General features: G+C 72.0%; 11 protein-coding genes. 6 read left to right on the forward strand and 5 right to left on the reverse strand.

What is annotated here, in order from left to right:
* The first annotated feature begins 43 nt into the window (after window positions 1-43).
* Both ACFV2X_RS22230 and ACFV2X_RS22235 read left to right on the forward strand, forming a co-directional pair.
* On the forward strand, window positions 44-1231 hold the full coding sequence (locus ACFV2X_RS22230) for an ATP-binding protein (protein ID WP_385619033.1): 1188 nt from the start codon (window positions 44-46) through the stop codon (window positions 1229-1231).
* 70 nt (window positions 1232-1301) lie between these two features.
* Complete coding sequence (locus tag ACFV2X_RS22235) at window positions 1302-2084, forward strand: SDR family NAD(P)-dependent oxidoreductase (RefSeq protein WP_385619035.1); 783 nt, start codon at window positions 1302-1304, stop codon at window positions 2082-2084.
* Between the two features lie 16 nt (window positions 2085-2100).
* On the opposite strand, the gene ACFV2X_RS22240 is transcribed toward ACFV2X_RS22235, so the two are convergent.
* The 5 genes from ACFV2X_RS22240 to ACFV2X_RS22260 all read right to left on the reverse strand — a co-directional run bounded on the left by ACFV2X_RS22240 (window position 2101) and on the right by ACFV2X_RS22260 (window position 11398).
* A complete protein-coding gene (locus tag ACFV2X_RS22240; protein WP_385619038.1) occupies window positions 2101-3612 on the reverse strand; it encodes a PE-PGRS family protein in 1512 nt (503 codons plus the stop codon).
* Complete coding sequence (locus ACFV2X_RS22245; protein WP_385619040.1) at window positions 3599-6307, reverse strand: ABC transporter substrate-binding protein; 2709 nt, start codon at window positions 6305-6307, stop codon at window positions 3599-3601. The genes ACFV2X_RS22240 and ACFV2X_RS22245 overlap by 14 nt, the downstream gene beginning before the upstream one ends.
* Before the next feature lie 194 nt (window positions 6308-6501).
* A complete protein-coding gene (locus tag ACFV2X_RS22250; RefSeq protein WP_385619042.1) occupies window positions 6502-7695 on the reverse strand; it encodes an FAD-dependent monooxygenase in 1194 nt (397 codons plus the stop codon).
* Window positions 7696-7873: 178 nt separating this feature from the next.
* The gene (locus tag ACFV2X_RS22255; protein ID WP_385619045.1) at window positions 7874-9514 is read right to left on the reverse strand and encodes a penicillin-binding transpeptidase domain-containing protein; all 1641 of its coding nucleotides are present in this window, start codon (window positions 9512-9514) and stop codon (window positions 7874-7876) included.
* 105 nt (window positions 9515-9619) lie between these two features.
* The gene (locus ACFV2X_RS22260) at window positions 9620-11398 is read right to left on the reverse strand and encodes a dolichyl-phosphate-mannose--protein mannosyltransferase (protein ID WP_385619047.1); all 1779 of its coding nucleotides are present in this window, start codon (window positions 11396-11398) and stop codon (window positions 9620-9622) included.
* Between the two features lie 257 nt (window positions 11399-11655).
* On the opposite strand from ACFV2X_RS22260, the gene rsmI reads away from it, so the two are divergent.
* From rsmI to ACFV2X_RS22280, 4 genes are all read left to right on the forward strand, one after another.
* On the forward strand, window positions 11656-12534 hold the full coding sequence (gene rsmI, locus ACFV2X_RS22265; RefSeq protein ID WP_089505221.1) for a 16S rRNA (cytidine(1402)-2'-O)-methyltransferase: 879 nt from the start codon (window positions 11656-11658) through the stop codon (window positions 12532-12534).
* A gap of 161 nt (window positions 12535-12695) precedes the next feature.
* Window positions 12696-13148 (forward strand): hypothetical protein, encoded by a 453-nt coding sequence (locus tag ACFV2X_RS22270; protein ID WP_385619050.1) that lies wholly within the window; start codon window positions 12696-12698, stop codon window positions 13146-13148.
* A gap of 209 nt (window positions 13149-13357) precedes the next feature.
* The gene (locus ACFV2X_RS22275; RefSeq protein WP_385619053.1) at window positions 13358-14290 is read left to right on the forward strand and encodes a TatD family hydrolase; all 933 of its coding nucleotides are present in this window, start codon (window positions 13358-13360) and stop codon (window positions 14288-14290) included.
* Window positions 14291-14383: 93 nt separating this feature from the next.
* On the forward strand, window positions 14384-15583 hold the full coding sequence (locus tag ACFV2X_RS22280; RefSeq protein ID WP_385619055.1) for a ubiquitin-like domain-containing protein: 1200 nt from the start codon (window positions 14384-14386) through the stop codon (window positions 15581-15583).
* The last annotated feature ends 4 nt before the right edge of the window (window positions 15584-15587 follow it).

Consider the following 15587-nt stretch of genomic DNA (forward strand, 5'->3'; position numbering starts at 1 on the left):
GACCACCGACGACAGCCGTGCACGCGGCGAGCGGAGGACCGAAGTGAAGAGGAACACCAGGCCCGAGGGCCACCCCGTACGGCCCGGCGGGGCGGCGCCGCGCCCCGCGTTCGCCGTCACCGGCATCCCCGGCGGCACCGACGAGGTCGAGGCGGCCCTGCTGCGCAGCCGCCTGATCGCCGCCGTGGATGCCTTCGGCGGCCACCACGGGCCGGAACCGCTCACCGTCACCATCACCAACCGGCCCGCGGACCGACCACCCGCGGAGGCCGAGGCGAAGACCGAGGCGGAGGCGGCGGACGGACCCTCGGTGGCGGAGCGCGCGGAGCACTTCACCGCCACCGCCCCGCTGTACACCTTCGACCGGCTGGTGCTCCCCGACCGCACCATGGAGCAGCTGCTGCGCGCGATCCACATCGTGGAGCGCCGCCGCACTCTGTTCGAGGAGTGGGGGCTGCGGACCATCCAGCCGCACCCCAGCTCGGCGGTGAACCTCGAAGGCCCGCCCGGCACCGGCAAGACGATGGCCGCCCACGCCATCGCGGACCGGCTGGGCCGCCCGCTGATCGCCGCCCGCGCCTCCCAGCTGGAGAGCAAGTATCACGGGGAGGGTCCCAAGAACCTGGACGCGCTCTTCCACGCCGCCGGGACCCAGGGCGCGGTGCTCTTCCTCGACGAGGCGGACGGGCTGATGTCGGCCCGCTTCGAGACCACCAGCCACGGCTCCGAGCACGCGGTGAACGCCATGCGCAGCGAACTGCTCACCGCGCTCGACCGGTTCGAGGGGCTTGCGGTGTTCGCCACCAACCTGGTGTCCAGCTACGACACCGCCTTCGACAGCCGCGTCTGGCACGTCCGCTTCCCGGTCCCCGACGAGGCGGCCCGCGCCCGGATCTGGTGCCGCCACCTGCCCGGCACGCTGCCCCTGGCCGACGACGTCCGTACGCAGGGCCTCGCCGCCGTCGACGACGTCACCGGGCGGGACATCCGCCGCGCGGTGATCGACGCGGCGGCGGAGGCGCTGCTGACGGGGCGGGACCGGGTCGGCCAGGCGGATCTGCTGGCCGCGGTGGAACGGGTCAAGGAGAGCCGCCCCCACCGCCCGGCGCCGCTCCAGCCCCCGGAAACACCTCATTCCCCGGAAACACCTCATCCCCGGGAAGCACCGATGCCCCCGGAAACACCTCAGCCACCGCCGGAACGACTGCGTCCGCCCCCGGCCGGGAAGTGACCATGACGACGCCCCGCCACTTGGGCGGGGCGCGTCACGGGCGCCGGCCCGGTGTCGGAGGGAGCAGAAGGTGCGGCGATTCGAGGGTTATGCGGTCGTACTCACCGGCGCGGGACGGGGCATCGGCGAGGTGACCGCCCGCCGCTTCGCCGCCGAGGGCGCCCGTGTGCTGATCACCGACCTCGACGGCGGGCGGGCCGCGAAGGCGGCCGCGGCGATACGGGCCGACGGCGGCGAGGCCGAGTCGCTGGCCTGCGACGTCGCCGACCGTACGGCGGTCGAGGCGGCCGTCGCACACGCCGTGGACCGCTTCGGCGCGCTCGACGTACTCGTCAACAACGCCCTGTCCTGTACCCCCGACACCCCGCTGTTCGAGGACCAGCCGGACGACGCGTGGCACCAGGACCTCGACATCACCCTGACCGGCGCCTTCCGCTGCGCCCGCGCCGCGCTGCCCCACCTGGCCGCGGCGGGCGGCCGGGGCGCGATCGTCAACGTCGGCTCGGTCAACGGCGAGCGGGACTTCGGCAACCACGCCTACAGTGCCGCCAAAGCGGGCCTGGCCAGCCTCACCCGCACCCTCGCGGGCCATGCCGCCGGGCGCGGCGTCCGCGTCAATCTCGTCGCCCCCGGCACCATCCACACCCCCAACTGGGACGGCCGGGAGGACGCACTCGACCGCGCCGCCCGCGTCTACCCTCTGGGCCGTGTCGGCGAACCCGCCGACATCGCCGCCGCCATCACCTTCCTGGCCTCCTCCGACGCCTCCTGGATCACCGGCGTCACCCTCCCCGTGGACGGCGGCCTGCTGATGAGCAACGTGGGCCTGCGGGCCGCCATCGCGGGGGAGTGACAGCCACCCGATCACCTCAAGGCTGCCGGATCATCCGCCACATGACGTCCACCGGCAGGGCCGGATGCCCGGCCGCCTCCTCCGCGGTGGCGGGATCCCGCAGCAGCCGCACCAGCGCCTCCGCCGGCAGCCCGGGGTGGCGGGCCGCCGCCCTCCGTATGCTCCACTCGGGGTCGTCCACCAGCCGCACCGCCGAGTCCACCGGCAGCCGCGGGTCCTTCGCGGCCCGCAGCCGTACCTCGTCGTCGGCATCCCGGACGAACCGCTCCACCAGCTCGACCGTCGACTCCGGGTCATCCAGCGCCAGTTGGCGCATCCGCGGGCTGGGGTCGTCGGCATACCGGAGCAGGCCCTGGCGCGGGAAGTTCGGATGGCCGCGCGGCCGGTCGGGACAGGTCAGGCTGCCGGTCCACCACCCCCACACCTCCAGCAGCATGTCGGCGGGCGCGTCGTCGCAGGACTCGGCCAGGAAGAGGTGCACGACGCGATCCTCGTCCCGGGCGAGGCGTTCGACGACATCCGGCGGCAGGCGCTTCGCGCGGGCCACGCTCCGGCGCACCAGGAGATGGGACGAGGCGGCAAGGCGGCGCATCGCCTCGGGGTCGTCGTGGAGTGCGGTGACCCAGTCGAGCGCGTGGGTGAGCCCGTCCGGGCCGATGTCCACCCGGATGTCCGCCCGCTGCACCTCGGTGAGTTCCGGCCGTAAGGCCACCACATGGCGGACCCCGTCGTCGGGGTCCCGGGCGAGCACGGCGACCAGCTCCGGGGCCAGCAGTGGGTTGCCCGCGAGGCGACTCCGCTGGGCCTTGGTGCCGTGGTGGGTCAGGTGCTCGGCGAGGTCGTGGGTCAGATGACAGACTTCCAGGGCATCGTCGCCGAGATCTTCGGCCTCGAAGACCGACCGGGGCAGCGGCTGGGCCTCATGGCCTTCACGGTGCTCGTGATGCCGCAGCAGCGCGGCCACACGGACCTCGCCCTCGGGGTCGGCCAGCAGCCCCTGCCGGGCCGCCCCGTCCAGATGCGGCCAGGCACGCGGGCAGGCGGCGGCCCGTATACCGGGCTCCGGGTCGAGGGCCAGCGCGGTCAGCAGCCGTACGGGCAGCCCCGTCAGCCGGGTGGCCTCCGCGCGGATACGCGCCTCGGGGTGGGAGGCCACCCGCTCGTACGCGGCCTCGGTGAGCTCATCGCGCCGGTCCGCCGCGAGCAGGGTGAGGATCCACAGGTTCCTGGGCTTCCGCTCGCACAGGATCAGCCGGGCCCAGCACTCGGCCGTGAGGTTCGGCTGGCACTCGGCCAGCTGTCCCCGTACCTTCCACTCCGGGTGGACGACGGCTGCCTCCACGACCGAGGCAGACTGCTCGCGCCACAGAAGGAAACGCGAGCGGCCCAGCAGAGCGCACCGCAGGTCGTCGGGTACGGCCGGGTTGGCCCCCAGCCCCTGCGCCCACATCTCGCGCAACCGCTCCGTGGGCCCCGGCCCCTCGAACAGCGACTCCCACACGGCCGCGCCCCGGCTACGGGGTGACACCCAGCGACGCGAAGTCGTAAGCGCCGCCATAGATGTGGCTGGTATAGACATTGGTCAGCCGGGGGCCGCGCCAGGTGTAGCTCTTCTGGAAGGTCAGGGGGACAAAGCCGGCGCTGTCGGAGACCTTCCGGTTGATCTGTCGGTACATCTCCCTGATCTTCCTGCGGTCCTGCCCGGCGATCGCCTTGTCGAAGAGGTTGTTGATGGATTTGTCGTCCAGCTGGGGGAAGTTGACATTGCCGGTGGGCAGGATGAAGCGGCCGTCGGCCAGGGGCTGGAGAAATCCCTGGGCGGTCGGGAAGTCGGGGAGCCACCGCCCGAAGATGATGCCGTAGCCCTTCTTCTTGACGGTCGAGGGCGAGCCCACGACCTGGTAGTACTCGCCGAGTTCGATCTGCTCGATGGTGAAGCTGATCCCGACGGACTTCAGCGAGGACTGCAGCGCCTGAGCGGCGGAGAGGTCGTCGGGGTTTCCGGCGCGGACCGCGACGGTGGTCCGGAAGCCGTTCGGCTTGCCGCAGGCCGCCAGTTCCTTTTTCGCCTTGGCGGCATCGGCCCTTCCGCCGCGCTCCCGGACGCCGTACGGATCGTCGGTGGGGTTCGCCCCCTCGATGCCCGGCGGGAGCATGTTGGTGGCGATCTCACCGCCGCCGGGGCCGCCGAGGGCCGTCTGTATGGACTGCCGGTCCGTCCCGTAGATGACCGCCTTGCGGCAGTGGATGTTGTTCATCGGCTTGACGGTCCGCGGCAGGCCCAGATAGCGGATGCCCATGGTGTACGGGTCGTCCAGCCGGGTCTTGAGCTCGGTGCTGGCCACGGCCTTGGCGATGGCCGGCTTGGGAAGCGAGGTCGGTTCGAGATCCACGTCGTAGGAGCCCGCGAAGAGCTGCTGGCTCCGGGCATTGTCGTCCAGGACGATGTCGACCGTGATCCGGTCGGGCAGGGCGGCGCGGACGGGGTCGGAGCTCTGGTTCCATTCGGTGTTGCGGACCAGCTCCAGCGACTTGTTCGGCGTATACGAGCCGAATTTGTACGGCCCGGAGGAGAACGGACGCTCTTGGTATTTGGTCTTGGTGTCCTTCGCGCTCGGCACGGGCGAACCGGCCGGCATCGCCAGCATCTGCTCGAAGTCGCTGTTGGGCTCGGCCAGATGGAAGACGATGGTGTTCGACGTGGGAGTCTCGATGGCCTTCAGGCCCAGCTTGCCGTCCTTGTAGGGGCCCTTGTACTTCCCGTCGGGGTCGAGGACCTGCTTGAAGTAGGTCGGGCCGCCGGGGAGTACATCGGTGGCCCAGCCCCGCTCGATGCCGTATTTGACGTCCTCGGAGGTGATGGGCGAGCCGTCCTCCCAGGTGATCCCGTCGCGCAGGGTGTAGGTGTACGTCTTGCCGCCCTCGCTCACCTTGGCCTTGCTCGTCGCGAGGTCCGGGACAAGATCGGAGCCGCCCTTGTCGGGTTTGGGGGCGAAGGTGACCAGCTGACGGGTGAAGTAGCGGGAGAAGTTCCACGCGAAGCCGTAGTAGCTGCGCTGCGGATCCCAGGAGTCGGCGTCGCTCCTGCCGACGAACTTCAGCGTGCCGCCCTTGGTCTTCGACGGATTGACGACGCGCTCGGTCGCGTCGTCGTACGCCGGGGCGGGGGCTTTCTTCGCCGGGGTGCCCGTCGGCGACGGCTTCGCGACGGGCTTCTTGGGGGAGTCGTCCTCCGTCCACTTGTTCACCAGGGGGATGCCGGCGGCCAGCAGGCCACCGACGACCGCCACCGCTATGGCGGAGCGGATGAGGAGCCGGCGGTTGCCCGGCCCGCCGCTGCCGGGGGCCTGGGGCGGGGCGAATCCCGGGGGCCAGGCGGGCGGGGCGGGCGGCGGCGGGGGAGCCTGTCCGGGGGCGTACGGCGGGGGCGGCAGGGGAGCGCCGGCGCCCGGCGCGTACACCGGGGGCGTCGGGCCGAAGACGGGCATGACGGGGGCCGTGTTGCGCGCCAGGGCGAGGCCGCCCGCGACGCCGCCGCGGTCGCGCTTATGCGGCAGCGGCCGTCCCTTGGCGCCCATCGCCGCGTACACCTGCCCGTAGACGGCGTCCAGGTCGAGCAACTGCGGCCCGCCCGGCACCCCTTCGTTCAGCAGTCTGAGCAGCTCGCTGGTGAAGGCGGTGTGGGACTCGCCGGGCGGGGCGAACGCGAAGCTGCTGTCGGGGACGGCGGCCAGCAGACAGGCGCCGTCGAGCTCCGCGCGGTCGACCACCGCCTCGATCCCGTCCACGAAGCCGGGCGTCTCACCGCTGAGGCAGCAGTCGAGCAGCATCACCCGCCGGCCCGCCCGGCCGTCGGACATGACATCGCGCAGGGTGCCGTACGACAGTCCCGTATAGGACCGCTGCCGCTGCGACCCGGTGAGGCCGAGGACCAGCTCGCCGCGGCGCGGCTCGACCAGGGAGTGGCCGGCGAAGTACACCAGCAGGGTGTCGGTGGCCTGCTCGGCCGCGGTCCGGACGGCGTCCAGGACCTCGACCGGGTCCTGGGGGTTCTCGATGACCGTGCAGTGCTCGGGGGCGAGCCCCCATGTGTGCGGGGCGCACAGGGCGGCGGCGAGCGCGCGGAGGTTGTTCACCACCATCGGCAGCTGCTCTATGTGGTCATAGCGGCTGGTGCCGATGAGCACCGCCCGTGAAGTGGCCGCGTCGGGCAGGACCGTCACCGCTGCCGCCCCTCGTTCGCACCGGCGGGCGCGGCGGTGAGCCGCCGCTGCCCTCGCCCAGCACCGCTCGCCTCAACGCCGATCCGCAACGGGCCCCCCTTTGAGTGATGACGGCCTCATATTGTGCACTACTCAAGGGCGGCCGGAACGGTCCGATCAGGTACGCCGTCAGCGGTCCTTCCCGGGCACTCCGCTCAGTACTCCTTGAGCGAGTAGGAGTTGGCGACGTCCAGGTCCGCCCGGAGGTCGGCGACGAACTCCTCTCCCGCCGCCTCGCCGAGGTCCATGGCGTCCCGGGCGTCCATCACGGCCTTGTTGGTCAGCGCGAGCTCCTGGTTGGCGGTCACGTATCCGCGCAGCTCCCGCTCGTACGCCGCGAAGGCGGCGGCGTGGTCGCCGTCCGCGGCCTTGATCTCGCCCGCCAGGACATACGCGCCGACCAGGGCCATGCTGGTGCCCTGGCCGGACATGGGCGAACCGCAGTAGCCCGCGTCGCCGAGCAGCGCCACCCGGCCGCGGGACCAGGAGTCCATGCGGATCTGGGCCATGGAGTCGAAGAGGAAGTCCGGGGCGCCCCACATGTGCTCCAGCAGCCGGGGCATCTCCCAGCGGGCCTTGGCGAACTCCCGGGCGATCAGCCGCTTCTGCGCGTGCGGGTCGCCGGTGTCGGACTCGGCCGGCGGCTCGTCCCAGTCGAAGCCGACGTAGACGCGGACCTCCTGGTTGTCGCGGACGCTCATCACCATTCCGCCCCACAGGTCGCCGCCCATCTTGTAGACGACCTGCCAGCGGTCGAGGCCGAGGAAGTTGGGCGCCGTCCACACGGCCAGCGAGGTGCCGAGGTGGTGCAGATAGTCGTCCTCCGGTCCGAAGGCCAGCCGCCGGGTGCGGGAGTGCAGCCCGTCGGCGCCCACGACCAGGTCGAAGCGGCGCTTCGTACCGCCGTGGAAGACCACCCGCACGTCGTCCGCGTCCTGTTCCAGCCGGTCGATGGAGTCGCCGTAGACGTAACTGATCCCGGCTCCGCCCGCGTCGGCGAGGACCGCGGCGAGGTCGTCGCGCAGGATCTCCACATCGGGGCTGTCGAGGTCGCCTCCGCTGACGGTGCGCTCGGTGGTGCGGAACAGCTCCTGGCCCTCGTCGTCGACCACCGACATCCCCCGCAGGTCGGTGCTGAGGCCGCGGATCCGGTCGAGTACGCCCATGCGCTCGGCCACCTCCAGCGCGGGGCCGCGGACGTCGATCGCGTGTCCGCCGGGGCGGGGCCCCGCCGCCTGCTCGACGACGGTGACGTCGTATCCGTACCGGTCCAGCCAGTAGGCGAGCGCGGGCCCGCCGATACCGGCGCCCGATATCAGAACGCTCTGCTGACGCTTCTTCTGACGCATGGTGACTCCCCGTCGGTGCAGCGAGTGGTTTGGTCGGACAACTCGATGCTCGTCCGGGCCGCCGACGCGGCACCGACGCGGCGCCGACACGCGCCCGCCAACGCCGACGCGGCGCCGACACGGCCCTTGGGGGGCCGCGCCGACGCCGCGTCGGTCGTGCGTTGTCGCTTGAGTCGGGTCAGCCTGCGCGCAGCACGGAGGCCACGATCGGCCCAGCCGAGTCACCGCCGTGGCCGCCCTGCGGGACCACGGCCGCCGCCGCGAGGTCGCCGCTGTAGGCGGTGAACCAGCCGTTGGGCTGCTTCTGCCCGTCGACCTCCGCCGAGCCCGTCTTGGCGCCGAAGTCACCGCTCATCCCGGACATCGCCTGGGCGGCGGTGCCCGCGGTGGCGGTCAGCTTCATCAGGCTCTTGAGCTGCTGCCGGGTGCTCGGCTTCATGGCGCGGGCGGCCTTGGCCAGGGTCCGGTTGTCCAGCGAGGGGGAGACCAGGTAGGGCTGGTGGAAGGAGCCGCTGGCGACGGTCGCCGAGACCGACGCCATGTTGAGCGGGTTCATCCGCACCCCGCCCTGCCCGATCAGCGACGCGCCCTTGGAGGCGGCGGACTGCACCGGCACCGCGCCGTCGAAGGAGGAGATGCCGGTCTGCCAGTTCAGCCCGATGCCGAAGACGTCCCGGGCCTCCTTGGTGAGGTCGTCGTCGGCCAGCTTGGGCGCCTGGCTGATGAAGGCCGTGTTGCAGGAGCGGGCGAAGCTCTGCTCGAACTTGCCGCCCTTGATCTCGAACTTGTCGTCGTTCTGGAACTTCCAGCCGCCGTACGAGAAGTACTTCGGGCACGGGTGCGGCTTGCCGTAGCCCGCCAGGCCCTTGTCGATGAGCAGCGCCGAGGTGATGACCTTCATGGTCGAGCCGGGCGCGTACGAGCCCTGGAAGGCGGTGTTGAACCCCTGGGCGGGGGAGTTGGCGACCGCCAGGACCTCGCCGGTGCTGGGCTTGACCGCCACCACCGCGGCCTTGGACCGCTTTTTGACCGCCTGCTCCGCCGTCGCCTGCAGCTTCGCGTCGATCGTCGTGCGGAGCGTGCCGGCCTTGCCCTTGGAGAGCACCTTCAGCGTCTCGTCGGGGGACTTGGAGCCCTTGGCGCGGGAGATCCACGTCTCCACGCCGGGCGTGCCGCCCGCCTTCTTGCCGTACCGCTCCCGCAGTCCGTCCAGGATCGCCTTGAGCGTCGGGTGGTCGGCGGCGCTCAGCTCCGCGCCGTCGCGGTCGACGGCCTTGATCGGGGGCGTACCGGCCGGGCCCGTCTTGAGGGCGTCCCCGGCCTGGAGCTTCGGGTGCACGACCGACGGCTTCCAGTCGACGACCGCCGCCCCGCTGGTCTTGTCGCGGGTGACGGTCAGCGAGGATTCATACGTCCAGGGGATCTGCCGTCCGCCGTAGGCGATCTGCGCGTTGACCGTGAACGGCACCGTGCTGCCGGTGGGCTGCCCCGCCGCCAGCGTCGCCTTGCCGATGTGGGCCTTGTCACGGTAGGCGGTGAGCGCGGCCGTGGCGGCCTTGTCGTCGTCCGTCAGACCGGCGGCCTTCGCGGTCTTGCCCGCGGACCAGGCGGCCAGGAAGTCCCGGGCCGTGGCCTTGACCTCGGCCGCGCTGGGCGGGCCGGTCTTCACCTTCTTGACCACCGGCTTTTCGTCGCCCGCCCCGCTGTCCGCGCCGTCCTTCGAACCGGTCGAGCTGTCCTGTCCACCACCGCAACCGGCGACCCCGACCATGGCGGCGAACACCGCACCGATGACCGCGGCTCTCGCGCCACTCCGCATTGCAGAACCCCCACAGTCCCTCGAAGCCCTCCACCGCTCGATGGAGTGCGTGGTCCGGGGCACTCTACCGGCATCGAGAGCGGGCCCCTTGCCCGTCAGATCCCGTCAGATCCAGGTATCCAGCCAGATCCGGGACCGCCATTGATCCATGGGCAGCGTCTGACCTGTGTAGAGAGGGAAGAAGTAGATGAAATTCCAGATGATGAGAAGCACGAGCACGCCCGCGCCGACCGTGCCGATCACCCGCCGGTTCTCCGAGGCCCCCGGCGGCCCCACGATGGCGCCGACCATCATCGCCACCGCCAGACACAGGAACGGCACGAAGACCACGGCGTAGAAGGAGAAGATCGTCCGCTCCTGGTACAGGAACCACGGCAGATAGCCCGCAGCCAGGCCGCACAGGACCGCGCCCGCCCGCCAGTCCCGCCGCAGCGCCCACCGGAACAGCAGATACACCACCGCGAAGCAGGCCGCCCACCACAGCAGCGGGGTGCCCAGCGCCAGCACCTCGCGGGCGCACTTCTCGGTCGCGTCCTTGGGGCAGCCGGCCTCGCCGGGGGAGGGGGACTCGTAGAAGTAGGAGACCGGGCGGGACTGGATCAGCCAGCTCCACGGGTTGGACTGGTAGATGTGCGGGTCGTCCAGGCCCACATGGAACTTGTAGACCTCGGTCTCGTAGTGCCACAGGCTGCGCAGCGGGTTCAGCCAGGCCCAGAGCCCGTGGTCGCTGTAGCCGCCGCCTCCCATGTTCTTCGGGGTCTCGGCCCAGTGCCGGAAGTAGCCGCTGTGGGTCCAGCCGCTGCGGGCGCTGTAGCTGCCGCTGGTGGTGAACCAGCCCCACCAGCTGGCGAGGTAGGTGACCAACGCCACAGGCACGGTCGTCAGGAACGCCCACAGGGTGTCGCGGCGCAGCATCGCCCGGAAGGGGCGGCGCGCCCCGGCCGTGCGGCGGGCGCCCATGTCCCACAGGACCGTCATCACGCCGAAGGCCGCCAGCACGTACAGGCCGTTCCACTTGGTGCCGGCCGCGAGCCCCAGGCACACCCCGGCGGCGATCCGCCACGGCCGCACGCCGAGCTTCAGCCGCGCGGCGATCTCCGCGTCGGGGCGGGCGGTGCCGTCCGGGCCGACCGGCAGGGCGGCGGCGAGCCGCGCCCGCGCCTGGTCCCGGTCGATCAGCAGGCATCCGAAGGCGGCCAGGACGAAGAACATGACGACGAGGTCGAGCAGCGCGGTGCGGCTCATCACATAGTGCAGACCGTCCACGGCCAGCAGCAGCCCCGCCAGACACCCCAGGAAGGTGGACCGGAACAGCCGCCGCCCGATCCGGCACAGCATGAGCACCGACGCCGTGCCGAGCAGGGCGACCATGAACCGCCAGCCGAAGGGGGTCAGGCCGAAAAGCTGCTCGCCGACCGCGATGACCCACTTGCCCACCGGCGGGTGGACGACATACCCGGCGGCGTCGCTCAGCGGGATCTGCTGGGGATCCGCGATGATCTTGCCGTTGGCGTTTTTCGGCCAGGTGCCCTCGTAGCCGAGCTGGAGCAGCGCCCAGGCGTCCTTGGCGTAGTACGTCTCGTCGAATATGACCTTGCCGGGGCTGTCCAGCCGCCAGAAGCGGAGCAGCCCGGCGAACAGCGCGACCAGCAGCGGCCCGCCCCAGCCGGTCCAGCGGGCGATCCGCGACGCCGCCGGCGGAGCCGCGCCCAGCGCCTCCCACAGCCGGGTCCCCGGCTGTGGGTAGGGGGGCACCAGCCGCTCCCGTACATCGGACCGCGGCCGGCCCGCGTATCCGAAGCGGCGCAGCCGGCGCTGCCAGGCGGGCGGATGCTGGCCGGCGGCTCGGCCCGGCTGGGCGTGGGTCGCGGTGTCACTCGTCACCCGGCCCATCGTAGGGAAGCGGACTATGAGAGTGGCGAGCCAAGTCGTCCGGCCGGGGATCCGGGGCCTGCCTATCGGGGATCCGGGGCCCGCTCGGTGAGTGACGCACACGCGGCCGCCGGGCCGCTGACGGCGACGACGCCCGCACCTGCGCCGTGTGGGCGGCAGTGACATGAGCCTCCCCCAGCTACCGCTGGGAGGTGCCCCCTGCCGCGGTGGGGCGAACGAGAAGGCACAGGGCTGCGAGGATGGATCGTGTGACTGGAACGCTGGTACTGGCAGGGACCCCCATCGGCGACACGCGGGACGCGCCCCCGCGGCTGGCCGCCGAGCTCGCGGCCGCCGATGTGGTGGCCGCCGAGGACACCCGGCGGCTGCGCCGCCTCACCCAGGCGCTGGACGTGCAGCCGCGTGGCCGGGTGGTGTCCTACTTCGAGGGCAACGAGTCGGCCCGTACGCCCGAGCTGGTGGAGGCGCTGGCGGGCGGCGCGCGGGTGCTGCTGGTCACCGACGCGGGCATGCCGTCCGTCTCCGACCCCGGCTTCCGCCTGGTCGCCGCGGCCGTCGAGCGGGGGATCACGGTCACCGCGGTGCCCGGACCCTCGGCCGTGCTGACGGCGCTCGCGCTCTCCGGGCTGCCGGTGGACCGCTTCTGCTTCGAGGGCTTTCTGCCGCGCAAGGCGGGCGAGCGGCTTGGACGGCTGCGCGAGGTCGCGGCCGAGCGCCGCACGCTGGTGTACTTCGAGTCGCCGCGCCGCCTGGACGACACGCTGGCCGCCATGGCCGAGGTGTTCGGTGCGGACCGGCGGGCCGCCGTGTGCCGCGAGCTGACCAAGACGTACGAGGAGGTCAGGCGCGGCCCGCTGAAGGATCTCGCGGCCTGGGCGGCCGAGGGCGTACTGGGCGAGATCACGGTGGTGGTCGAGGGCGCCCCCGAACCGGCTCCCGGCGAGGCCGACCCGGCGGAGCTGGCCCGGCGGGTCGCGGTCCGCGAGGAGGCCGGGGAGCGCCGCAAGGAGGCCATCGCGGCGGTCGCGCAGGAGGCGGGCCTGCCCAAACGGGATGTGTTCGACGCGGTGGTGGCGGCAAAGAACGCGGCACGTACCGAGCCACGCGGAGGTAAAGGGGAAGGCTGAAAAGCAAAGGTTAGGCCGGGTGGCGGGGGCGTTGGGGCATCCGGCCGCCAAATCTCCCTCAAGAGGTGGAAGGGCAGCTGCACTCCGGGCCGGTAAAGGCGTCCACTGGAGGTGGGACGTCCAGTCCCGGAAGCCTTGTCCTGCGGACAAGAGGAGTTGCCATGAGCGAAATTGCGGGTACCTCGAGCGGCGTTCGCCCGATAGCCCACACCACCAACGACGCGACGGACGGGGAGGTCGCCCACGAGGCGTACGCCTTCGCGTGCATGAAGTGCGGGCACGGCTGGGAGCAGTCGTACGACATCGAGCATCACGTGGACGCCGAGGGGAGGGCGTTTGTCATCTACTTCACCGATGGCATGCGCGTACGGTCCCCGCTGACCAGCCCCAACTGCCACAACTGCGGCGCCGACCTCGTGCGCATCATGAGGTCGGGCCAGGTGTCGACGGCCCTGCGGAGCCTGGGCGGGGAGCCCCGGCGGCGGGCCCGTCGGGCGGACGCCGAGGCGTCCGACGCCACACCGGCACCGGCCGCCCCGACGGCGCCGCAAGAGCGGCGTGGCCACCACTGGCATCTGTCGGATCTGCTGCATCCGTTCCAGAGCCGGAAGTAAGGCACAGGGGGTAAGGCACAGAGCCGACGGCCGCCGATTTCCGGTGATTAACTCACCGGTAATCGGCGGCCGATGGTGATCCTGGTCACCCGCATATGAGCCGGACTGTATCCGAATGAGCGCCAGGGCGTGATTTCTTCGCGGTTCTTCAGCGTTCTCCGGCATTCCCCGGCATTCTCCGGCGATCTCTGGCAAATAGAATCGCGCTCATGGCGCAGTCACAAAACAAAAAGGATCTGCCTCCGCCGCTCCCCGAGCCGCTGCGGGTCCCGGTCGCCGATTCGCATACCCACCTGGACATGCAGTCGGGCACCGTCGAAGAGGCCCTCGCCAAGGCCGCCTCGGTCGGCGTGACCACCCTCATCCAGGTGGGCTGCGACCTCGCCGGGTCGCACTGGGCGGCGAAGACGGCCGAAGCCCACGAGAACATCTGGGCCACCGTGGCCCTGCACCCCAACGAGGCGCCGCGCATCGTCCATGGAGACCCTGACGGCTGGTCCCGGCAGGGTGCGCGCGAACCGGGCGGCGAAGCGGCCCTGGACGCCGCCCTGGAGGAGATAGCGGCCCTCGCCGCACTGCCGCAGGTACGGGGCGTCGGAGAGACCGGCCTCGACTACTTCCGCACCGGCCCCGAGGGCATCGCCGCCCAGGAACGGTCCTTCCGCGGCCATGTCGCCATCGCCAAGCGGTACGGCAAGGCGCTGGTCATCCACGACCGCGAGGCGCATGAGGACGTGCTGCGGGTGCTCGCCGAGGAGGGCGCGCCCGAGACCGTCGTCTTCCACTGCTACTCCGGCGACGCCGCCATGGCGAAGATCTGCGCGGAGCGCGGCTACTACATGTCCTTCGCGGGCAACGTCACCTTCAAGAACGCCACCCCGCTGCGCGAAGCCGTCGCCGTCGCCCCGCTCGACCTGCTGCTGGTCGAGACCGACGCGCCCTTCCTCACCCCGGCCCCGTACCGCGGACGGCCTAACGCGCCGTACCTCATTCCGCTCACCCTGCGGGCCATGGCGGAGGCCAAGGGCGTCCCCGAGGACACCCTCGCGGCCGCCGTCGCGGCCAATACCGCGCGGGTTTTCGGCTTGCCGGCGCCGGTCGCCGGCGCCGGCGAGCCCAGGCAAGGAAACTACTCACAGTAGTCATACCGCTTTGGAGAGTGGTCACCGCTCCGCTACAGTCCCGGGACTCATGCCCTGACCAGTGGACTTGTGGAGTGTTGCCGGAGTGTTGTCGTGAGCCGTACGCAAGGCGGCCGCCGTGTCGCGGGCAGTCACCGCGGCACGGGCGGCCGGGCCGACGCCCGCCGAGCCGCGCGCCGCAGACAGCGCGCCGCCCGGCCCGAGCAGCTGCGCCGGCTGCTGCCCCAGGCGCTGGTCGTCGCCGCGCTGGCGGGCGGCACCTCCGCCTTCGTGGCCGAGGACAAGGCCGTACGGCTCAGCGTCGACGGCAGCGCCCGCACCCTGCACACCTACGCCGGGGACGTCGCGGAACTCCTCGCGGACGAGGGCGTGGACGTCGGCGCCCACGACCTCATCGCCCCCGCGCCCGAAGCGGCCCTCGTCAGCGGCGACCGGATCGCCGTCCGCTACGGCCGCCCGGTCACCCTCACCGTCGACGGAGAACGCCGCCGGGTGTGGACCACCGCCCACACCGTGGACGGCGCGCTGCGCCAGCTCGGGGTGCGCGCCGAGGGCGCCCACCTCTCCGCCTCGCGCTCGGCCGCGATCTCGCGGCGCGGCCTGGACCTGGACGTACGGACCGAGCGCACGGTCACCTTCATGGCCGACGGGCGCGAGCGCACCCTGCGCACCAACGCCGCCACCGTCGCCGCCGCCCTGGCCGAGGCCGGGATCGCGCTGCGCGACCAGGACACCACCTCCGTGCCCCAGGAGAGCTTTCCGCGCGACGGCCAGACCATCTCGGTCATGCGGATCACCGGCCGCGAGGAGGTCCGCGACCGGTCCATCCCCTTCCCGACCTTCCGGCGCGCGGACCCCACCGTCCTCCAGGGCACCGAACTGGTGGCCGCCGTGGGCGAGCCGGGCCTGGAGCGCACCACCTACCTGGTGCGCACCGTCAACGGCGTCCGGCAGCGGCCCCGGAAGCTCAAGACCCGCGTGGTGCGCCGGCCCGTGGCCCATGTCGTACGGGTCGGCACCAAACCACGGCCGCCGCAGCCCGTGGCCGGGGCTGAGGGTCTTGACTGGCAGGCCATGGCCCGCTGCGAATCCGGCGGGCGGCCGAACGCGGTCGACGACTCCGGCCGGTACGGCGGGCTCTACCAGCTCGATCAGGGCACCTGGCAGAACCTGGGCGGGCATGGGCGCCCGCAGGACGCTCCCCCGGCGGAGCAGACCTACCGCGCGAAGAAGCTGTACGTACAGCGGGGGGCCAGCCCCTGGCCGCACTGCGGCCACCGGCTGAGCGGATAGCTCG

Source organism: Streptomyces sp. NPDC059679 (genome assembly GCF_042734105.1).
Lineage (GTDB): Bacteria > Actinomycetota > Actinomycetes > Streptomycetales > Streptomycetaceae > Streptomyces.